This window comes from Pseudocitrobacter vendiensis (assembly GCF_943590815.1).
GTDB lineage: Bacteria > Pseudomonadota > Gammaproteobacteria > Enterobacterales > Enterobacteriaceae > Pseudocitrobacter > Pseudocitrobacter vendiensis.
This window is the reverse complement of record NZ_CALSBS010000004.1, coordinates 93,621-112,323: the sequence shown is the minus strand read 5'-3', so window position 1 is coordinate 112,323 and position 18,703 is coordinate 93,621. Positions and strand designations below refer to the sequence as shown.

General features: G+C 55.2%; 16 protein-coding genes and 1 riboswitch. Of the genes, 5 read left to right on the top strand and 11 right to left on the bottom strand.

Annotation, left to right across the window (positions count from 1 at the left end; genetic code table 11):
• Positions 1 to 3: 3 nt before the first annotated feature.
• The 5 genes from polB to araB form a co-directional block, all read right to left on the bottom strand.
• Positions 4 to 2,361 (bottom strand): DNA polymerase II, encoded by a 2,358-nt coding sequence (gene polB / locus NMC31_RS06625; RefSeq protein WP_253897365.1) that lies wholly within the window; start codon positions 2,359 to 2,361, stop codon positions 4 to 6.
• Positions 2,362 to 2,442: 81 nt separating this feature from the next.
• Positions 2,443 to 2,955, bottom strand: a complete 513-nt coding sequence (locus tag NMC31_RS06620; RefSeq protein WP_253897364.1) for a hypothetical protein — start codon at positions 2,953 to 2,955, stop codon at positions 2,443 to 2,445.
• A 142-nt stretch (positions 2,956 to 3,097) separates the two neighbouring features.
• Entirely contained in the window at positions 3,098 to 3,793 is a 696-nt protein-coding gene (araD, locus tag NMC31_RS06615) for an L-ribulose-5-phosphate 4-epimerase (protein ID WP_253897363.1), read from the bottom strand.
• A 120-nt stretch (positions 3,794 to 3,913) separates the two neighbouring features.
• A complete protein-coding gene (araA, locus tag NMC31_RS06610; protein ID WP_253897362.1) occupies positions 3,914 to 5,416 on the bottom strand; it encodes an L-arabinose isomerase in 1,503 nt (500 codons plus the stop codon).
• Between the two features lie 10 nt (positions 5,417 to 5,426).
• On the bottom strand, positions 5,427 to 7,136 hold the full coding sequence (gene araB / locus NMC31_RS06605) for a ribulokinase (protein WP_253897361.1): 1,710 nt from the start codon (positions 7,134 to 7,136) through the stop codon (positions 5,427 to 5,429).
• A 338-nt stretch (positions 7,137 to 7,474) separates the two neighbouring features.
• Between araB and araC the strand changes: the two genes are divergently transcribed.
• Positions 7,475 to 8,320 (top strand): arabinose operon transcriptional regulator AraC, encoded by an 846-nt coding sequence (gene araC, locus NMC31_RS06600; protein ID WP_015965945.1) that lies wholly within the window; start codon positions 7,475 to 7,477, stop codon positions 8,318 to 8,320.
• A 129-nt stretch (positions 8,321 to 8,449) separates the two neighbouring features.
• Positions 8,450 to 9,217, top strand: a complete 768-nt coding sequence (locus tag NMC31_RS06595; RefSeq protein WP_253897360.1) for a DedA family protein — start codon at positions 8,450 to 8,452, stop codon at positions 9,215 to 9,217.
• Between the two features lie 39 nt (positions 9,218 to 9,256).
• Here NMC31_RS06595 and thiQ read toward each other — a convergent pair whose 3' ends face one another.
• From thiQ to sgrR, 4 genes are all read right to left on the bottom strand, one after another.
• A complete protein-coding gene (gene thiQ / locus NMC31_RS06590) occupies positions 9,257 to 10,003 on the bottom strand; it encodes a thiamine ABC transporter ATP-binding protein ThiQ (RefSeq protein WP_253897359.1) in 747 nt (248 codons plus the stop codon).
• On the bottom strand, positions 9,990 to 11,597 hold the full coding sequence (thiP, locus tag NMC31_RS06585) for a thiamine/thiamine pyrophosphate ABC transporter permease ThiP (protein ID WP_253897358.1): 1,608 nt from the start codon (positions 11,595 to 11,597) through the stop codon (positions 9,990 to 9,992). The genes thiQ and thiP overlap by 14 nt, the downstream gene beginning before the upstream one ends.
• Complete coding sequence (thiB, locus tag NMC31_RS06580) at positions 11,573 to 12,556, bottom strand: thiamine ABC transporter substrate binding subunit (protein ID WP_253897357.1); 984 nt, start codon at positions 12,554 to 12,556, stop codon at positions 11,573 to 11,575. The genes thiP and thiB overlap by 25 nt, the downstream gene beginning before the upstream one ends.
• A 30-nt stretch (positions 12,557 to 12,586) precedes the next feature.
• A riboswitch (TPP riboswitch) is annotated at positions 12,587 to 12,679 on the bottom strand.
• Between the two features lie 36 nt (positions 12,680 to 12,715).
• A complete protein-coding gene (gene sgrR / locus NMC31_RS06575; protein WP_149463088.1) occupies positions 12,716 to 14,371 on the bottom strand; it encodes an HTH-type transcriptional regulator SgrR in 1,656 nt (551 codons plus the stop codon).
• 87 nt (positions 14,372 to 14,458) lie between these two features.
• On the opposite strand from sgrR, the gene sgrT reads away from it, so the two are divergent.
• The 3 genes from sgrT to NMC31_RS06560 all read left to right on the top strand — a co-directional run bounded on the left by sgrT (position 14,459) and on the right by NMC31_RS06560 (position 16,465).
• The gene (gene sgrT / locus NMC31_RS06570; RefSeq protein ID WP_149463089.1) at positions 14,459 to 14,611 is read left to right on the top strand and encodes a glucose uptake inhibitor SgrT; all 153 of its coding nucleotides are present in this window, start codon (positions 14,459 to 14,461) and stop codon (positions 14,609 to 14,611) included.
• A gap of 85 nt (positions 14,612 to 14,696) precedes the next feature.
• A complete protein-coding gene (locus NMC31_RS06565) occupies positions 14,697 to 15,875 on the top strand; it encodes a sugar efflux transporter (protein WP_149463090.1) in 1,179 nt (392 codons plus the stop codon).
• Positions 15,876 to 16,183: 308 nt separating this feature from the next.
• Entirely contained in the window at positions 16,184 to 16,465 is a 282-nt protein-coding gene (locus NMC31_RS06560; protein ID WP_253897356.1) for a DUF5339 domain-containing protein, read from the top strand.
• A gap of 221 nt (positions 16,466 to 16,686) precedes the next feature.
• Here NMC31_RS06560 and leuD read toward each other — a convergent pair whose 3' ends face one another.
• Positions 16,687 to 17,292 (bottom strand): 3-isopropylmalate dehydratase small subunit, encoded by a 606-nt coding sequence (leuD, locus tag NMC31_RS06555; RefSeq protein ID WP_253897355.1) that lies wholly within the window; start codon positions 17,290 to 17,292, stop codon positions 16,687 to 16,689.
• Between the two features lie 10 nt (positions 17,293 to 17,302).
• A complete protein-coding gene (leuC, locus tag NMC31_RS06550; RefSeq protein WP_149463093.1) occupies positions 17,303 to 18,703 on the bottom strand; it encodes a 3-isopropylmalate dehydratase large subunit in 1,401 nt (466 codons plus the stop codon).

The following is an 18,703-nucleotide window of genomic DNA, read 5'->3' as shown; positions in this document are numbered from 1 at the left end:
CTGTCAAAATAGCCCCAGTTGCCCTGTCACTATTGTAGCAAAATCGTCGTCGACAAAGGGGAGAATTCCTTCAGCAACGGGCGCTAATTGTTTCGTCAGGTAATGCTCGTAATCAAGCGGTGACTGTTGATAATCCAGCGGTTCCGGGCCGCTGGTGGTCCTGACATATTTGATGCTGCCGCGTTGCTGATACTGCAGCGGGCGGCCCAGACGTGCGTTGTGTTCGTCCGCCAGACGCGCCGCGCGCACATGTGGCGGCACGTTGCGCTGATATTCAGCCAGCGGACGGCGCAGGCGCTTGCGATAGACCAGTTTACTGTCGAGCTTACCTGCCATCAGGTTATCGATGGTTTCAAGAATGTAGTCGCGGTAAGGCTCGTTGCGGAAGATGCGCAGATAGAGCTCCTGCTGGAACTGTTGCGCCAGCGGTGTCCAGTCGGTGCGAACCGTTTCGAGACCTTTATAAAGCATTCTTTGTTCCGTACCTTCCTGAATCATCCCGGCGTAGCGTTTTTTACTGCCCGTATCGGCGCCGCGAATGGTCGGCATCAGGAAGCGACAAAAGTGGGTTTCAAATTCCAGTTCCAGCGCGCTGGTTAAGCCCGATTTTTGTAGCTCGTCGGCCCACCACTGGTTAACAAATATGACGAGCTCACGGCCAATTTTCGCCGCAGCGTCTTCATCATGCGCTTTCTTAAGCCATACAAAGGTAGAGTCCGTATCGCCATAGATGACGTCGTAACCTTTGGATTCGATAAGCGCTTTGGTCTGGCGCATGATCGCGTGTCCGCGCATGGTGATCGACGACGCAAGGCGCGGATCGAAAAAGCGGCACGCGCTGGTGCCAAGCACGCCGTAAAACGCATTCATGATGATCTTCAGCGCCTGTGAAAGTGGTTTGTTTTTATGCTTTTTAGCTTCATCACGAGCGTGCCAGATTTGGCCGACGATCCCCGGCAGGCAGTGTTTATCGCGTGAGAACCAGGCGCCGAGAAAACCTTCGGTGCTGTGCTCCGCATCCGGCTGGCTCATTCCTTCAACCAGCCCCACCGGGTCAATCAAAAACGAGCGGATGATTGATGGATACAGGCTTTTATAATCCAGCACCAGAACCGAATCATACAAGCCAGGGCGAGAGTCCATCACGTAGCCGCCAGGGCTCGCCTGCGGCGGCACTTCGCCTAAATTAGGCGCAACATAACCCAGGCGATGCATACGCGGAAAATAGAGGTGGCCGAAGGCGGCAACCGAGCCACCGTGACGGTCAACCGCCAGCCCGTTAACCGTGGCGCGTTCCAGCAGGAATGGCATGATCTCCGTTTTGTGGAAAATCTGCGTCACCAGTTCGCAATCTTTAAGGTTGTATTTCGCCAGCGCGGGTTTATCTTCGGCGAAACGGCGGTCAATTTCGTCCATTCTGTCCCACGGGTTATCAATCGCTTTACCTTCCCCCAGTAGCTCCTGCGCCACCGTTTCCAGCGAAAACGAAGAGAAATTCCAGAATGCGGATTTCAGCGCTTCAATGCCGTCGAGAATCAGCCGCCCGTTTGCCTGGGCGAAGAATACGCCATTCTTAAACCCATGCTCGCGCCACTCCAGCTCGCTGTTGCCGCGCCCCAGCATCAGTGGAATGCGGTAACGTTCGGCGTGTTTTTGCAGCACGCGTAAATCGAACTGCACCACGTTCCAGCCGATAATCACATCCGGGTCGTGTAGCGCAAACCAGGCGTTAAGTTTTTCTAAAAGCTGCGGGCGGCTGGCGACGTATTCCAGCTCAAAATCCAGCGTTGATGCATCGCCATTAGCCGGGCCGAGCATGTAAACCACGCGCTGGCCACAGCCTTCAATGCCGATACAGTACAGTTCGCCGTGGCGGGTGGTTTCGATATCAATAGAGGCCCACTTTAGCGCAGGGCGATAGGTGTCATGGGGTTTTAGACGCGCATTCACCAGCCCATTACCACGCGCGTCGCCGTCAAACCACACCGGCGCGGTGATAAATCGCTCCATCAGATAGCGTTCTGGCGGGCGTATATCCGCTTCATAAACGGTGATACCGTTTTCGCGCAGCAGTTTATCGAGGCGCATCAACTGGCGATGAGAACGGCAATAGAGGCCAAATACCGGTTGGCGGTGAAAATCTTTTAAGGCGAGCGGGGCCAGGCGAGCATCGCGCTCACCCTTTAACAGACGTTCCGTCTGCGCACGCTGCGCTTCCGGGATGAAGGCGACGGACTCCTGCGGCGGCAGCGTCACGGCAAGCGGGCCTGCATCTGTCGCCAGCCAGAAGGTGACTTCTGTCCCCTGGGGAGTGTCCCGCCAGTGGCGGGTTAAGATAAAGCCAGCTTGCGCCTGCGCCACACGCGTTTCTCACCTGATGAATAAGCGCTGATTATAACCTGGTTTAGAGGTTATTAACTGGTTTTTTGTACAGGTGCGTTTTCAATACGATTGAAATTTCCCCGGTTCGCCTTCGCAGTAAAACGCCACCTGCTCACACAGCGACTGGTAGTCGGAAAAAATGACCCACTTTGTGCCGTGGCCATATCCCAGAAACCAGGTGGTTTTTTGTCCTGTGTTGTCAGCGATCGCCAGGTGGTATTTTTTATTCATGGGAAAAATATTTGGTGTGAGTTTTATGGTCTCAATGTTTTTCCATTGCCAGGTTTTATTATCTATCGTGATGGCATCAGCGGTGAGAACGATTTGCGCCGGCGTTCTTGATTTAATCCAGTGAGAATAAACAAAGATGGCCAGCGCCAGCAGAAGCTCTGCAATCAGTGTTACGCCAAGCGCACCCAGCGCCATTGAGAGAAACGGTACGCCGATAAACATTGAAAAAATGAGGAGAATCAGCAGGCTGGCGGGAATGGTTGCCACAATAAAAAAGTTATCTTCGAGAACGATACGTGAGATTATTTTTTTATTCAGGGAATATTTAATTTCAGGAGGCACGTTATTAATCCTGATTCATTCTTAATATGAATGAATACTTGTTTTTAATGATGGATAAAATAGCGTGCCTTTAAATAAAGTTAAAGAGAGGCTTGAAGCAGAATAAAAATAAAAGAAGGTCTGTTTCCAGACCCTCTTCTTGTTACTGTCCGTAATACGCCTTCGCGCCATGCTTACGCAGATAGTGCTTATCCAGCAGCGTTTGCTGCATATCCGGCAACTGCGGGGCAAGCTGGCGACAGAAGATACCCATATAGGCCACTTCTTCCAGCACGATAGCGTTGTGTACCGCATCTTCCGCGTTTTTCCCCCACGCGAACGGGCCGTGAGAGTGCACCAGCACGCCCGGCATTTGCGCGGCGTCGATACCTTGTTTCTCAAAGGTTTCGACAATCACGTTACCCGTTTCCCATTCGTACTCGTCGTTGATTTCCGCATCGGTCATTTTGCGCGTGCAGGGAATGGTACCGTAGAAATAGTCAGCGTGCGTGGTGCCGGTCGCAGGAATAGCTTGCCCCGCCTGCGCCCAGATGGTGGCGTGGCGGGAATGGGTATGCACGATGCCGCCAATGGTCGGGAATGCCTGATAGAGCAGGCGGTGGGTGGGCGTATCGGAGGAGGGTTTTTTGCGGCCTTCCACCACCTCGCCGGTCGCGATGCTGACCACCACCATATCGTCGGCGGTCATCACGCTGTAATCGACACCGGAGGGTTTAATCACAAAAACGCCTTTCTCCCGGTCAACGGCGCTGACGTTGCCCCAGGTGAGGGTGACCAGGTTGTGTTTTGGCAGCGCCAGGTTGGCGTCGAGCACCTGGCGTTTGAGATCTTCTAGCATGTTGGCTCCAGATAATGCCTTTTACCCTCACCCTAACCCTCTCTCTGAGGGAGAGGGGACTAACTGTGCGGGTGTTGGGTTTTCACCCTCTCCCTCAGGGAGAGGGCCGGGGTGAGGGTGTTAACGACGTAACCCGTAATAAACCTCGTTCCAGCGCAGCGCGTCTTTAAACGCGGACAGGCGGGTGTCGTTGTCGATAACCGTAATCTCGATACCATGCAGTTCAGCGAACTGGCGCATATCGTCCAGCGTCAGGGCGTGGCTGAAGACGGTGTGGTGCGCGCCGCCACCGATGATCCACGCTTCGGAGGCGGTGGCCAGATCCGGCTGCGCTTTCCACAGCGCATTGGCGACTGGCAGCTTCGGCAAATCATGTGGGGTTGCTACCGTTTCGATGGTGTTGACCAGCAGACGGAAGCGATCGCCCAGATCCACCAGGCTTGCGACAATCGCCGGGCCGGTTTGAGTATTGAAGATCAAACGTGCCGGATCGGCCTTGCCACCAATACCCAGCGGCTGTACGTCGAGGATCGGTTTCTCTTCCACGGCGATCGACGGACACACTTCCAGCATGTGCGAGCCGAGCACCAGGTCGTTGCCGTTATCGAAGTGGTAGGTGTAATCCTCCATAAAGGAGGTGCCGCCCTGCAGACCGGTTGACATCACCTTCATGATGCGAAGCAGGGCGGCGGTTTTCCAGTCGCCTTCGCCTGCAAAGCCGTAGCCCTGCTGCATCAGACGTTGTACCGCCAGGCCCGGAAGCTGTTTCAGGCCGTGAAGATCTTCAAATGTGGTGGTAAATGCATGGAACCCGCCCTCTTCGAGGAAGCGTTTCATCCCCAGTTCGATGCGTGCGGCATCCAGCACGTTCTGGCGTTTGTTGCCGTTGATTTGCGCAGCAGGCGTCAGGCGGTAGCTGCTTTCGTATTCGTCGACCAGCGCGTTGATATCGCCCTCGCTCACCGCGTTGACCACCTGCACCAGGTCGCCTACCGCCCAGGTGTTGACGGAGAACCCGAATTTGATTTGCGCCGCGACTTTATCGCCGTCAGTGACCGCCACTTCGCGCATGTTGTCGCCAAAGCGGCACACTTTCAGGTGACGGGTATCCTGCTTCGATACCGCCTGACGCATCCACGAGCCGATGCGTTCGTGGGCGTTTTTATCCTGCCAGTGGCCGGTCACCACGCTGTGCTGCTGGCGCATACGCGCGCCGATAAAGCCGAACTCGCGGCCGCCGTGCGCGGTCTGGTTCAGGTTCATAAAGTCCATATCGATGCTGTCCCACGGCAGGGAGGCATTGAACTGGGTATGGAATTGCAGCAGCGGTTTATTGAGGATAGTCAGGCCGTTGATCCACATTTTCGCCGGTGAGAAGGTGTGCAGCCACACCACCATGCCTGCACATTTATCGTCGTAGTTGGCATCACGGCAGATGGCGGTGATCTCATCCGGGCGCGTGCCCAGTGGTTTCAGCACCAGTTTGCACGGCAGTTTCGCTTCTGCGTTAAGGGCATTAACCACCTGTTCCGCGTGCTGTGTCACCTGGCGCAGGGCTTCCGGGCCGTAAAGGTGCTGGCTGCCAATCACAAACCAGATTTCATAATTATTAAAAATGGTCATCGTCGTATCCTTAATGAGTCAGCGCTGCTGTGGTGGACGGCGTGGTAGCCGATGGCGCAGCGGCAGGGAGATAGTGTTGTTCGGCGCTCAACGCCCATTGCTGGTAGCGTTGATAGAGTTGTTCAAAGCGTTTCGCCTGTTGCGGATCGGGCTGGAGCGTGCTTTCGACACGGCTGGCCATCAGTAACTGTGCGGCGGGGATATCGCGGTAAACGCCGGCGGCGACGGCAACAAAGATGGCCGCGCCCAGCGCACAGCACTGGTCAGAGGCGACAATCTGTAACGGGCGATTGAGTACATCGCAGCAGGCCTGCATGATGACGCGGTTTTTACGCGCAATGCCGCCCAGCGCCATCACGTTATTGACCGGGATACCCTGGCGGGTGAAGCACTCCATAATGGCGCGCGCGCCAAAGGCGGTGGCGGCGATCAGCCCGCCAAATAAGGCTGGCGCGTCGGTAGCGAGATTCAAATCAGTAATCACGCCCTTCAGACGCTGATTGGCGTTCGGCGTGCGGCGACCGTTAAACCAGTCGAGTACCACTGGCAGATGATCGAGAGACGGATTCTTCGCCCAGGCGTCAGTCAGGGCTGGCAGTAGCTGCTTCTGACTCTCTTTAATTTGCGTTTTCAGTTCAGGATGCTGTGCGGCGAGTTGTTCCAGCGGCCAGCCCAGCACGCGACCAAACCAGGCGTAGATGTCGCCGAACGCCGACTGGCCCGCTTCCATGCCGATAAAATCAGGTACTACGCTTCCGTCAACCTGGCCGCAAATACCTTTCACTGTGCGATCGCCCACGCTCTCTTTCTCGGCGACAAGAATGTCGCAGGTGGAGGTCCCGATGACTTTCACCAGCGCGTTAGGCTGTGCGCCCGCGCCGACTGCGCCCATATGGCAGTCAAATGCGCCGCCGGAAATCACCACTTTTTCGGAAAGCCCCAAACGCTGTGCCCATTCCGCGGTGAGCGTGCCCACCGGAACATCGGCGGTCAGGGTGTCGGTAAACAACGGGCAGGGAAGGTGCTGATTGAGGATAGGGTCGAGTTCATCGAAGAACGACGCCGGTGGCAGGCCGCCCCAGCTTTCATGCCACAAGGATTTATGCCCGGCGCTACAGCGGCCACGGCGAATATCCTGCGGGCGCGTGGTGCCGGAAAGCAGGGCCGGAACCCAGTCGCACAGCTCAATCCACGATGCAGCAGCCTGTGCGACCGCGCTATCTTCGCGAGTGACGTGCAGAATTTTGGCCCAGAACCATTCGCTGGAGTAGATACCGCCAATGTAGCGCGAGTAGTCTTCTTTACCCGGCTGATGGCACAGGCGAGTGATGGCTTCGGCTTCTTCCACGGCGGTGTGGTCTTTCCACAGCACGAACATGGCGTTCGGGTTTTCGGCGAACTCGTCGCGCAGCGCCAGTACGTTGCCGTCGGCGTCAATCGGCGCAGGGGTTGAACCGGTGCTGTCAACGCCAATCCCGACCACGTCGGCCCGTTGACTATCGGTAAGCTGTGCCAGCACGCTCTTCAGCGCGGCTTCCATTGACTCAATATAGTCGCGCGGGTGGTGGCGAAAACGGTTATTCGGGGCGTCGCAGAAGCGGCCCTCCTGCCAGCGCGGATACCATTCAACGCTGGTGGCGATCTCTTCGCCATTCGCGCACTCCACTGCCAGGGCGCGAACCGAGTCGCTGCCAAAATCGAGGCCAATTGCGATTGCCATCGTGTCACTCCATCGTAATAAAACAGGATGAGTTAACACTAGCGATCGCCCGGAAAAATCGTCAGGCAGGAACCGCTAATCTTATGGATAATTTTGCTGTCACATCCCAAAGTGTGACGCTGTGCAAATATTCAATGTGGACTTTTCTGCCGTCTTTATAGACACTTCTGTTACACGCCATAAACCGTATCTCTCGCGGAATTGTTATCAAAATCGCGGCTTGTCGCGGGGTTAAATGTTTATCGTGAGCGGTGATGGTTTGCACAGGTCGCCGGGAAGGGTGAAAACGTGAATATGGATAATTGGTTTCTTCACAACATGCGGAGAGCAGACTGAAAATGCCTGAATTGCAAAACGATCCCCTGCTGCCGGGTTACTCCTTTAACGCGCACCTGGTCGCCGGGCTGACGCCGATTGATGCCGGAGGTTATCTCGATTTTTTTATCGACCGGCCGCTGGGCATGAAGGGGTTTATTCTTAACCTGACGGTGAAAGGGGAGGGAGTGATTGAAAATCAGGGGCAGCAGTTTATTTGTCGCGAAGGCGATATGCTGCTCTTTCCGCCAGGCGAAATTCATCACTACGGGCGTCATCCTGACGCCAGCGAATGGTATCACCAGTGGGTTTATTTCCGCCCCCGCGCCTACTGGCATGAATGGCTGAACTGGCCGACCATTCATGCGCAAACCGGTTTTTTCCGCCCTGATGAAGCGCATCAGGCGTCGATTTCCGCGCTGTTTGGGCAAATTATTGATGCCGGGCAGGGCGTTGGGCGTTACTCCGAGTTGCTGGCGATCAACCTGCTGGAGCAGCTTCTGCTGCGACGTATGGAGGCTATCAATGAATCGCTGCATCCGCCGATGGATAACCGGGTACGCGATGCCTGCCAGTACATCAGCGATCACCTGGCTGATAGCCATTTTGATATCGCAAGCGTAGCTCAGCATGTTTGCCTGTCGCCGTCGCGTCTGTCGCATTTGTTTCGTCAGCAGCTTGGTGTCAGCGTGTTGAGCTGGCGTGAAGATCAACGCATCAGCCAGGCGAAGTTGCTGCTCAGCACCACGCGTATGCCGATTGCTACCGTGGGGCGTAACGTAGGTTTTGAAGATCAGCTCTATTTTTCTCGCGTTTTCAAGAAATGTACCGGTGCCAGCCCGAGTGAATTCCGTGCAGGGTGTGAATAAAAAGTAAAGAAAAGGAAAGGCGGTGTGTCGGAAAGCGTCATTGCCAGTAAACTATTCAGACAATTGATGGCTTGACGAAAGTCGGGGTGATGACCAGAATCCCCGATTCGTTTTCAAACCGGACACACTATGCAAGCACTGCTGGAACACTTTATTACCCAGTCCACGACCTATTCACTTGTCGCGGTCGCGCTGGTGGCTTTTCTCGAATCATTAGCGCTGGTCGGTCTGATTTTGCCGGGTACGGTGATGATGGCGGGCCTCGGGGCGCTGATTGGCAGCGGTGAGCTTAATTTCTGGCAGGCGTGGCTGGTCGGTATTGTGGGGTGTTTGCTGGGCGACTGGATCTCCTTCTGGCTTGGCTGGCGCTTTAAGAAACCGCTGCATCGCTGGTCGTTTATGAAAAAGAACAAGGCGCTACTGGATAAAACCGAGCACGCGCTGCATCAGCACAGCATGTTCACCATTCTGGTCGGGCGCTTTGTCGGGCCGACGCGCCCGGTGGTCCCGATGGTTGCCGGAATGCTCGACCTGCCGGTATCGAAGTTTATTCCGCCGAACATTATTGGTTGCCTGCTCTGGCCGCCGATTTACTTCCTGCCGGGGATTCTGGCGGGTGCCGCGATTGATATTCCTGCGGATATGCAAAGCGGCGGCTTTAAGTGGTTGCTGCTGGGTACGGCGCTGCTGCTGTGGGTCGCTGCGTGGCTTTGCTGGCGCTTATGGCGTAGCGGAAAAGCAGCGAAAGATCGTTTGTCCGACTATCTTCCGCGCCAGCGTTTACTGTGGGTGGCCCCGTTAATGCTTGGCATTGGTGTGGTGGCGCTGGTGGCGGCTATCCGGCATCCGTTAATGCCTGTTTACATTGAAATTTTATGCAAGGTGGTTGGGCTATAGCATAGTTTGCCGGATGGCGGCGTAAACGCCTTATCCGGCCTACAAAAATAGATGCGAACCAGTAGGCCGGATAAGCGAAGCGCCATCCGGCGCAGCGATGCCGAGTAAATGCGACGCGCTGGCGTGCCCGCTCAGCAGCGCCGTCGTTTCGCCATCCCACGCAATGCGTCCGTCGGCAACCACTATCGCGCGTGGCGCAATCCGCGCCGCATCTTCCACGCTATGCGACACCATCAACAACGTCATCTGCTCACGTTCACATACCGCTTTCACCAGTTGCAACATCTCCTGACGTAGCGCCGGGTCGAGGGCGGAAAAAGGTTCATCCAGCAGCAAAATCGGCTGCTGACGGACCAAACAACGCGCCAGCGCCACGCGTTGACGCTGACCGCCGGAAAGCTCACCGGGCAGGCGCGTCAGCAAGGACTCAAGGCCCATCTGTTGGGCGATAGCCTGCAACGTCTGTTTTTGCGTGTCGTTCAGTTTCAGCGAAGGCAACATCCCCAGCCCGATATTTTGTTGCACGTTCAGGTGGCTGAACAGGTTGTTTTCCTGAAACAACATTGATACCGGGCGACGCGCGGGTGGCGTGCGGGTATATGCCTCGCCGTTGATCACAATTTCACCACTGGCTGGCGTCAGAAATCCGGCAACCAGATTCAGCAGCGTACTTTTCCCCGCCCCGCTCGGCCCAAGAATGGCGAGGGTTTCGCCCTGCGCCACGGAGAGACTAAAACGCATCGGTAAATGCTGATAAAGCCAGGTAACATCATTAAGTTTTAGCATGGCGTCCCGGGAGTTTTTCAATCACGGTAAAAAGCAGGAAACAGAGCAGCAGCAGAAGCAGGGCGGTCACCGCGCCATCCTGGCTGCGATAAGAGCCTATTTGCTGGTAAAGATAAAACGGCAGTGTGCGGAAATCATCATTGCCAAACAGCGCCACCACACCGAAATCGCCAATCGACAGGACGCAGGCGAAAGCCAGCGCCTGAGCCAGAGGGCGTTTTAGCGCGCGCAGTTCCACCACCTTCAGACGATTAAAACCGGCCAGCCCCAGCGACTCACACAACGGTGTATAACGCGCGGTAATATCGCGCATCGGCGTTTCCAGCACCTTTAATGCGTAGGGGATGGCCATCAGCGCATTGGCGAAAATCACAATGCCATCGGCGGAATCGGGCAGGCCGACGGTGTTGTTCAGCAGCAGGAAAAAGCCGGTCGCCAGCACAATCCCCGGCATGGCAAGAATCAACATGCCGCTCAGTTCCAGCGTTTGTCCGGCGAGCTGCGCATTACGCGCGCGCAGCTCGCGGCTGCTCCACAGCAGCATCATGGTCAACACCACGCTGAGTACGCCAGCGGCGACGGCGATGCGTAGTGAGGTCAACAATGCCTGCCAGAGCGGCGGTTGTAGCAGGGCGTTGAGCATCGCCGGGTTGATGCCATCGACCAGTACCGCCAGCAGCGGCGGCAGCATCAACAGCAGCGCTAGCGTAATCAGCAGGCCATCGCTAAGGCGGCTGTGTAAACGATCGTCCGGGTCGCGCCAGCCCTGCATTTGCGTATTACCGACGGCAATTGCTTTGCTCAGACGTTGGCTAATTAACACCAGTGTCAGGCAGCACGCCATCTGGATCAGCGCCAGCATCGCCGCCCGCGCCGGGTCATAATCAAAATTGAGCGCCTGATAAATCGCCAGTTCAATCGTCGTGGCTTTCGGCCCGCCGCCCAGCGATAACACGGTGGCAAAGCTGGCAAAACAAAGCATAAAAATAAGCGTGCTGATGGGCAGAATTTGCCGACGCAGCCAGGGCCATTCCACGAAACGAAAGAAGCTAAACCCACGCATCCCAAGCTGAGCGGCAAGCTGGCGCTGCTCGCCGGGGATTTGCTCCAGCGCCTGAAGCAGCAGGCGGGTCGCCATTGGCATATTGAAGAAGACGTGCGCCAGCAGGATTCCCTGTAATCCATAAGGCGAGAAATGCCACTCCAGCCCCAGTGATGTGAATATCTGCGCCAGCCAGCCCTGACGCCCGTAGACGCTGAGGATGCCGAATACCGCGACCAGCACGGGCAAAATCAGCGTCATGGCGCACAGGCGCAGCAAAATTTCGCGGCCAGGGAAACGACGGCGATAGAGCGCGCGGGCGAGGAAAATCGCGGGCACTACTGACAGTAGAGCGGAGAGAAACGCCTGCCAGAAGGAGAAGCGCACGACGTGCCAGAGATAGCTATCCGCCAGCAGCATCTTCCCGCTGGCCTCCGGGGCGCTAAACCAAAGCGCCAGAAAGGCGGCCAGCGCCACGGCGACGATAAGCGTCGCCGCCGTTGTGCCAGGCCAAATCCAGCCGGGAATTAACGGCTGACGGCGCGTTGCCATGTCGCAATCCAGTTCTGACGCTGTGCGGCGACGTCCTGCGGGGTAAATTCCAGTGCGGTTTTCGGTTTAGCGAGCGCATCAAAGCCTGCGGGCAGCGTCACGTCAGCCACCGGATACATCCAGTTACCCGTCGGAATGGCCTGCTGGAACGCCGGGGAAACCATAAACTTGAGGAATTTTTCAGCCAGTTCAGGCTGTTTACTGGCAGCGGTACGCGCGGCCACTTCTACCTGTAGGTAGTGCCCTTCGGCAAAGGAGGCGGCGGCGTAGTTATCTTTTTTCTCTTCGATAATGTGATACGCCGGAGAGGTGGTGTAGCTCAGCACCAGGTCGCTTTCCCCTTTCAGGAATAAACCATACGCTTCGCTCCAGCCCTTGGTCACGGTGACGGTTTTCGCCGCCAGTTTCTGCCAGGCTTCAGGAGCTTTATCGCCATACACTTTTTGCATCCACAGCAGCAGGCCCAGGCCCGGTGTGCTGGTGCGCGGGTCCTGATAGATCACGCGCCATTTCTGGTCGCTCTCGACCAGTTCTTTCAGGCTTTTCGGCGGATTTTTCAGTTTGTTTTTGTCATAAACAAAAGCGAAATAGCCGTAGTCGAAGGGAACAAAGGTGTCATCTTTCCAGCCGCCAGGAACGGTGACGGCGCTAGCCGGAACGCCGCTTTTGGCGAACAGTTTTGTCTGGCTGGCGGCTTGCAACAAATTGTTATCAAGGCCCAGCACCACGTCGGCTTTGCTTTTTTTCCCTTCCATACGCAGGCGATTGAGCAGTGAAACGCCATCTTCCAGCGCCACAAATTTCAGCTCGCAGTCACAGTCGGCTTCAAAGGCTTTTTTCACCACCGGGCCAGGGCCCCAGTCGGCGGCGAAAGAGTCGTAGGTGTAAACCGTGAGCACCGGTTTGGCGAAAGCTGGCATGGCGAGAAGCGCCAGCAGCGGCAGACATTTTTTTAACACTTTGCACCTCAGTAAGCAGGTGGCAAAGGATTTTGAGTTGGCCTCAAATCCCTCCGCCGGCGTTATCCGGATCAGGTTCGACGGGTTTAATCTCAGCAGACTTCTGCACCCCGTTGAGTAGCTCGCTATTGTAATGATTACGTGAATAAATCAAAAGCGCTATGGATCCGGAGGGGCGAACCATGCGGATTTAAAGTCGAACCAGCCCAGGGTGTTCATACGCACGCCGCGCATACTCCGTTGCCCCTGAATGCGCAACCAGTGGTGGATGAGTGGCACAATGGCCTGATGTTCCAGCAACTGTTTACACCAGGTGGGGAGATCCAGTTCCCCCGCATGCCACTGCCGGATATCTGCCTGCCAGTCGCGCACGATGCAGTGTTGGAGCAGCGGCACTTCGCAAAGATGCGCAAACAGCGAGAAATCGAGCGGCAGGGTAAAGTTAGCGCTGTTCAGCCACACATCGCTAACCACCTCTCCGCTGTGCCATTGATCGTAATCGACTTCGTTTATATCAAGCGTAACATGGTGTTCTGCCAGCAGTTTTCGCATTATTTCGGCTATGACCCGATGCTCAACGTGATCGCGGTAAAAGCCGAGGGTGACCCGCTCCAGGCCAGCCGGTTTTTCGCTGGTTTTACTGTGCGCATGGTGCCAGCGTGGCAGCAATCCGTAAGCGGGGAACCAGTATTGCTGATACTGCTCGCTGGCGTGGTAGAGAAGGTTGGCTGGAGAGAGCACGTGGCTTAACCACTGACGAACCCTGAGGTTGGCGCCGCGCGGGGCGCGAGCGTCAAATAGCAGATAATAACAGCCCTCTTCAAGACGGCTCTCAACGGCCTGTTCACTCTGCGTCGTGCCTTGTAACGTCAGCCCACAGCTAACATCTTCCGCGACATCCGGCAGCACCCAGACATTTACCTCATCAATAAGTGCGCGAAAACCGAAGTACTCCTCAAAAGCGTGGATCTTGAGCTGATTCTGGTTGTTGCGCACAACCGCATAAGGGCCAGTTCCTACCGGCTGGCGGGAGAAATGTGGCATGGATGACCACTCGTGCGGCAGGATCATTGCCGGAGTATGACCGAGCAGCCACGGTAGCCAGCGGTCCGCGTGGGAAAGATGAATATCCAGCGTCCATGCGGTCGGCGACACGATTTGAGTGATGTGAGAATAAAGGGGCAGCCTGTTAATGCGTTCCAGAGAATGGATGACGTCTTCCATCTCCAGTTCGCGACCATTATGAAAATGAATACCTGGACGCAAATAAAAGCGCCAGTGCAAAGGGGATATTTCCTTCCAGTGATGCGCAATATCGGCTTCCAGTTCCCCGTTTTCCTCATTTATGCGCGTCAGGGCACTGAAAATTTGTCGCGCGATATGGGTTTCAGATCGACGTAACGCCGTACCGGGCAACAGATTTTGCATCGGGCGATAGTAGAGCACACGCAGAATGTGCCGCCCCTGGCGAAAGCTGCGCCCCAGATGAGAAACCAGCATCTGTCGCACTGTCGATTTGTCGCCCACCAGTTGTACCAGTTGGTCGATTCTGTCTTGCTCCAGCAGGTCTTCCGCACGCTGCTGCTGCAATGCCAGACCGGTATAAAGGAAGGTTAAACGCGAACGTTTACCCCGCCCGGCCTCGGCTTCCCAGGTCAGCCAGCCGCGCGCTTCCATGGTGTTTAACAGGGTTCGCATATGGCGACGCGAGCAGCTCAGCAGCTCCGCCAGTTCGTTCAGCGTCGTTTCCTGCGCTTTGCCGTCGCAGCATTGCCACAGACGGATGAATTGTTGTTGCAGTCGACCAGAAGGCATAAAAGGGGAACTCCTGATAAAAACTCAGCAATTTATTAATCCCTATATTAAGCCAATAATCTTCTTCGATGAAGTGAGGAGGTGAATATGATGAGGTCAACCACAGGTCAGTTTTATCAGCGCTATTTTTACGCAACACGTCATGTTTCCTGGCTGGCCCGCCAGATGGCAGGGATGCGGTACAAAATGCTTGATAACCTGATGCAGTGGGAGGTTACGCGCTCGACCTCTGAACACTAAATCGCCAAATCATGTGTGACTGAGTATTTGCCAGCAGGTATTATCTGCTGGCTTTTTTTATTTCTCGCGCGCTAAAGGATTTCTCATGCTCTGGATTATGACGATGGGACGACGTCTCAACGGTGTCTACGCGGCCTTTATGCTGGTGGCATTTATGATGGGCGTAGCGGGGGCGCTGCAGGCGCCTACGCTGAGCCTGTTTCTCAGCCGGGAAGTCGGCGCTCAGCCGTTTTGGGTGGGGCTGTTTTACACGGTGAACGCCATCGCCGGGATACTGGTCAGCCTGTGGCTGGCGAAACGCTCTGACAGCCAGGGCGATCGTCGCAAGCTCATTATGTTCTGCTGCCTGATGGCGGTGGGTAACGCGCTGTTGTTTGCGTTTAATCGCCATTATTTAACACTGATCACCTGCGGCGTTTTGCTCGCGTCTATTGCCAACGCCGCGATGCCGCAACTGTTTGCATTGGCCCGCGAATATGCCGACAGTTCGGCGCGAGAAGTGGTGATGTTCAGCTCGGTGATGCGTGCCCAGCTCTCGCTGGCATGGGTCATTGGACCACCGCTGGCGTTTATGCTGGCGCTGAATTACGGCTTTACGATGATGTTCGCCATCGCCGCCGGGATTTTTGCCATTAGCCTGGCGATGATTGCGCTAATGTTGCCTTCAGTGGCGCGAATTGAGCAGGCGGCGGACGTTGAAATTACCCAGGTCAGCGGCTGGAATGACCCTAACGTGCGGATGCTGTTTATCGCCTCAACGCTGATGTGGACCTGCAACACCATGTATATCATCGACATGCCGTTGTGGATCAGCAGCGATCTCGGCCTGCCGGATAAACTGGCGGGGATCCTGATGGGGACCGCCGCCGGGCTGGAAATTCCGGCGATGATCCTCGCGGGGTATTACGTTAAACGCTTTGGCAAGCGTCGTATGATGGTGACATCGGTGGCCTTTGGCGTGCTGTTTTATATCGGGTTGATTCTGTTCCACAGCGAAACGGCGCTGCTGATTTTGCAACTGTTTAACGCGGTGTTTATCGGGATTGTCGCCGGGATTGGCATGCTGTGGTTCCAGGACCTGATGCCGGGCCGTGCGGGGTCAGCGACGACGTTGTTTACCAACAGTATTTCAACGGGCGTGATCCTTGCCGGGGTGATTCAGGGGGCCATTGCGCAAAGCTATGGACACGCGATGGTGTACTGGGTGATTGCCGGTATTTCGCTGGTGACGCTGTTTATGACCAGCCGGGTGAAGGATGTCTAGTTGATAGTGACTATGCGTATGGCATGCGTGTCTCTCTTCATCCGTCGCAGTGCCGCCTGACGACTCATCCCAGCCATGTACCGATCTACATGACTGGGATGATTGAGTCTCTCACCAGAGGCGTGTTGGTATTGATTGAATGTATTCATGTGAATGCTGGTTCATTTGCTATTAATTGATTTGTTACGATGAAAACTAAATGAATTCCGAATAATTTTGCCGGGTGCAGATTTATAACTTCTTGTATATTACTATCTTCCTCGCATCATTCATTACTGCACATGGATTAATAATCGAGGAAGGATTACGTGAAAAAGCTTTTTTTATTGTCTGTTTTACTGATGACATCTCAATTTTCATTTGCTGCTCTGACAGATACTTGTCAGAATTATTTTAAAGATGTCGATGCGCTTGTTGAACAGGCAGCAAAAACCAGCGATCAGGCCAAGCAACAAATGGACGCGGTTAAGCCTCAACTTGATGCTGCGCGTAAGCAACTGGAAGGGTTGCCAGACGCCGATCAGGACAAAGGTTGCCAGCAGGGCATGCAGGCATTGGCACAAATGAAAAAGGCCCTGGGAATTAAATAATACGTAGTGTGTATTAATCTGTAAAAAGATCATTCTCTGTCAAATACCAGTGTATTAACTGCGTTAATTACTGAGAATGCTTCTCTGGATTAATCTCGAAAACTGATGTTCATACCAATGGTTCAGTATTCGGTTCGGCAATAAAAATATTTATGGTGTATTTGTTGCGAAAATAAATTAGCCCGGAAGAAGTTTTCGGGCTAATAATAAATAGCATAATACTAGCGCATAAACGCTGGCTGCTTATTCTCATACGCCGAAATGGCATCTTCGTGTTGCAGCGTCAGGCCGATGCTGTCCAGGCCGTTCAGCATGCAGTGGCGGCGGAAATCATCAATCTTAAAGCTGTAAGACTTATCCCCTGCCTTCACCACCTGCGCTTCCAGATCCACCTCAAAGCTGATACCCGGATTCGCCTGCACCAGCGCAAACAGTTCATCAACCTGGGCATCGCTGAGCGTCACCGGCAGCAACTGATTATTGAAGCTGTTGCCGTAGAAAATATCGGCGAAGCTTGGGGCAATGACCACTTTAAAGCCGTAATCGGTCAATGCCCACGGCGCGTGTTCACGCGAAGAGCCGCAGCCAAAGTTTTCTCGCGCCAGCAGAATCGACGCGCCTTTGTAAACCGGGAAGTTCAGCACGAATTCCGGGTTCGGTTGCTCGCCTTTATCGTCCAGGAAGCGCCAGTCGTTGAACAGGTGCGCGCCAAAACCCGTGCGCGTTACCTTCTGTAAAAACTGCTTTGGAATGATGGCGTCGGTATCGACGTTCGCCGCGTCCAGCGGAACCACCAGCCCGGTATGTTGGGTAAATTTCTCTGCCATGATGGTTTCCTTATTTCAGACTGCGAATATCGGCGAAATGACCGCTAACGGCGGCGGCGGCGGCCATTGCCGGGCTGACCAGATGCGTCCGTCCGCCACGGCCCTGACGGCCTTCAAAGTTACGGTTGCTGGTGGATGCGCAGCGTTCGCCTGGGTTCAGGCGGTCGTTGTTCATCGCCAGGCACATGGAGCAGCCCGGTAAGCGCCACTCAAAGCCTGCTTCGATAAAGATCTTATCCAGACCTTCCGCTTCTGCCTGCGCTTTTACCGGGCCGGAACCCGGCACAACCAGCGCCTGCACGCCAGGTGCGACTTTACGCCCTTTGGCGATTTCAGCCGCCGCGCGCAAATCTTCGATGCGCGAGTTAGTACAGGACCCAATAAACACTTTATCGATCGCCACTTCCGTCAGCGGTACGCCCGATTTCAGGCCCATATAGGCCAGCGCTTTTTCCGCGGATGCGCGTTCAACTGGATCGGTAAACGAAGCAGGATCAGGGATGTTGTCATTAACGGAGATAACCTGGCCCGGGTTGGTGCCCCAGGTCACCTGCGGAGCAATCTCTTCGGCCTGTAAGGTGACGGTTGCGTCAAATTTCGCGCCTTCATCCGTATGCAGGGTCTTCCAGTAGGCGACCGCATCGTCGAAATCTTTGTCTTTCGGCGCGTGCAGACGACCTTTCACGTAATTGAATGTGGTGTCGTCAGGGGCAACCAGACCGGCTTTCGCGCCCATTTCAATCGCCATGTTGCACAGGGTCATGCGGCCTTCCATGCTCAGCGCGCGGATTGCGTCACCACAGAATTCAACCACATATCCGGTGCCGCCTGCGCTGCCGGTTTTACCGATAATCGCCAGTACGATGTCTTTCGCGGTGATGCCTGGTGCGGCGGTGCCTTTAACTTCAATCTTCATGGTTTTGGCGCGGCCCTGTTTCAGGGTTTGCGTCGCCAGCACGTGCTCCACTTCGGAGGTGCCGATGCCGAACGCCAGCGCGCCGAATGCGCCGTGGGTGGCGGTGTGCGAGTCGCCGCAGACGATGGTCATGCCCGGCAGGGTGATACCCTGTTCCGGCCCCATCACGTGCACGATGCCCTGATAGGGGTGGTTCAGGTCGTACAACTCAACACCGAACGCGTTGCAGTTTTTAATCAATTCCTGCATTTGAATGCGGGCCATCTCGCCGGACGCGTTGATATCTTTGGTTTGCGTTGAAACGTTATGGTCCATGGTGGCGAAGGTTTTACCTGGCTGACGTACCGGGCGATTGTGCGCACGCAGGCCATCAAACGCCTGAGGAGACGTGACTTCGTGCACCAGATGGCGGTCGATGTACAACAGCGGCGTTTCGCTGGGCGCTTCATAAACCACGTGGGCATCGAACAATTTTTCATACAACGTCTTTGCCAT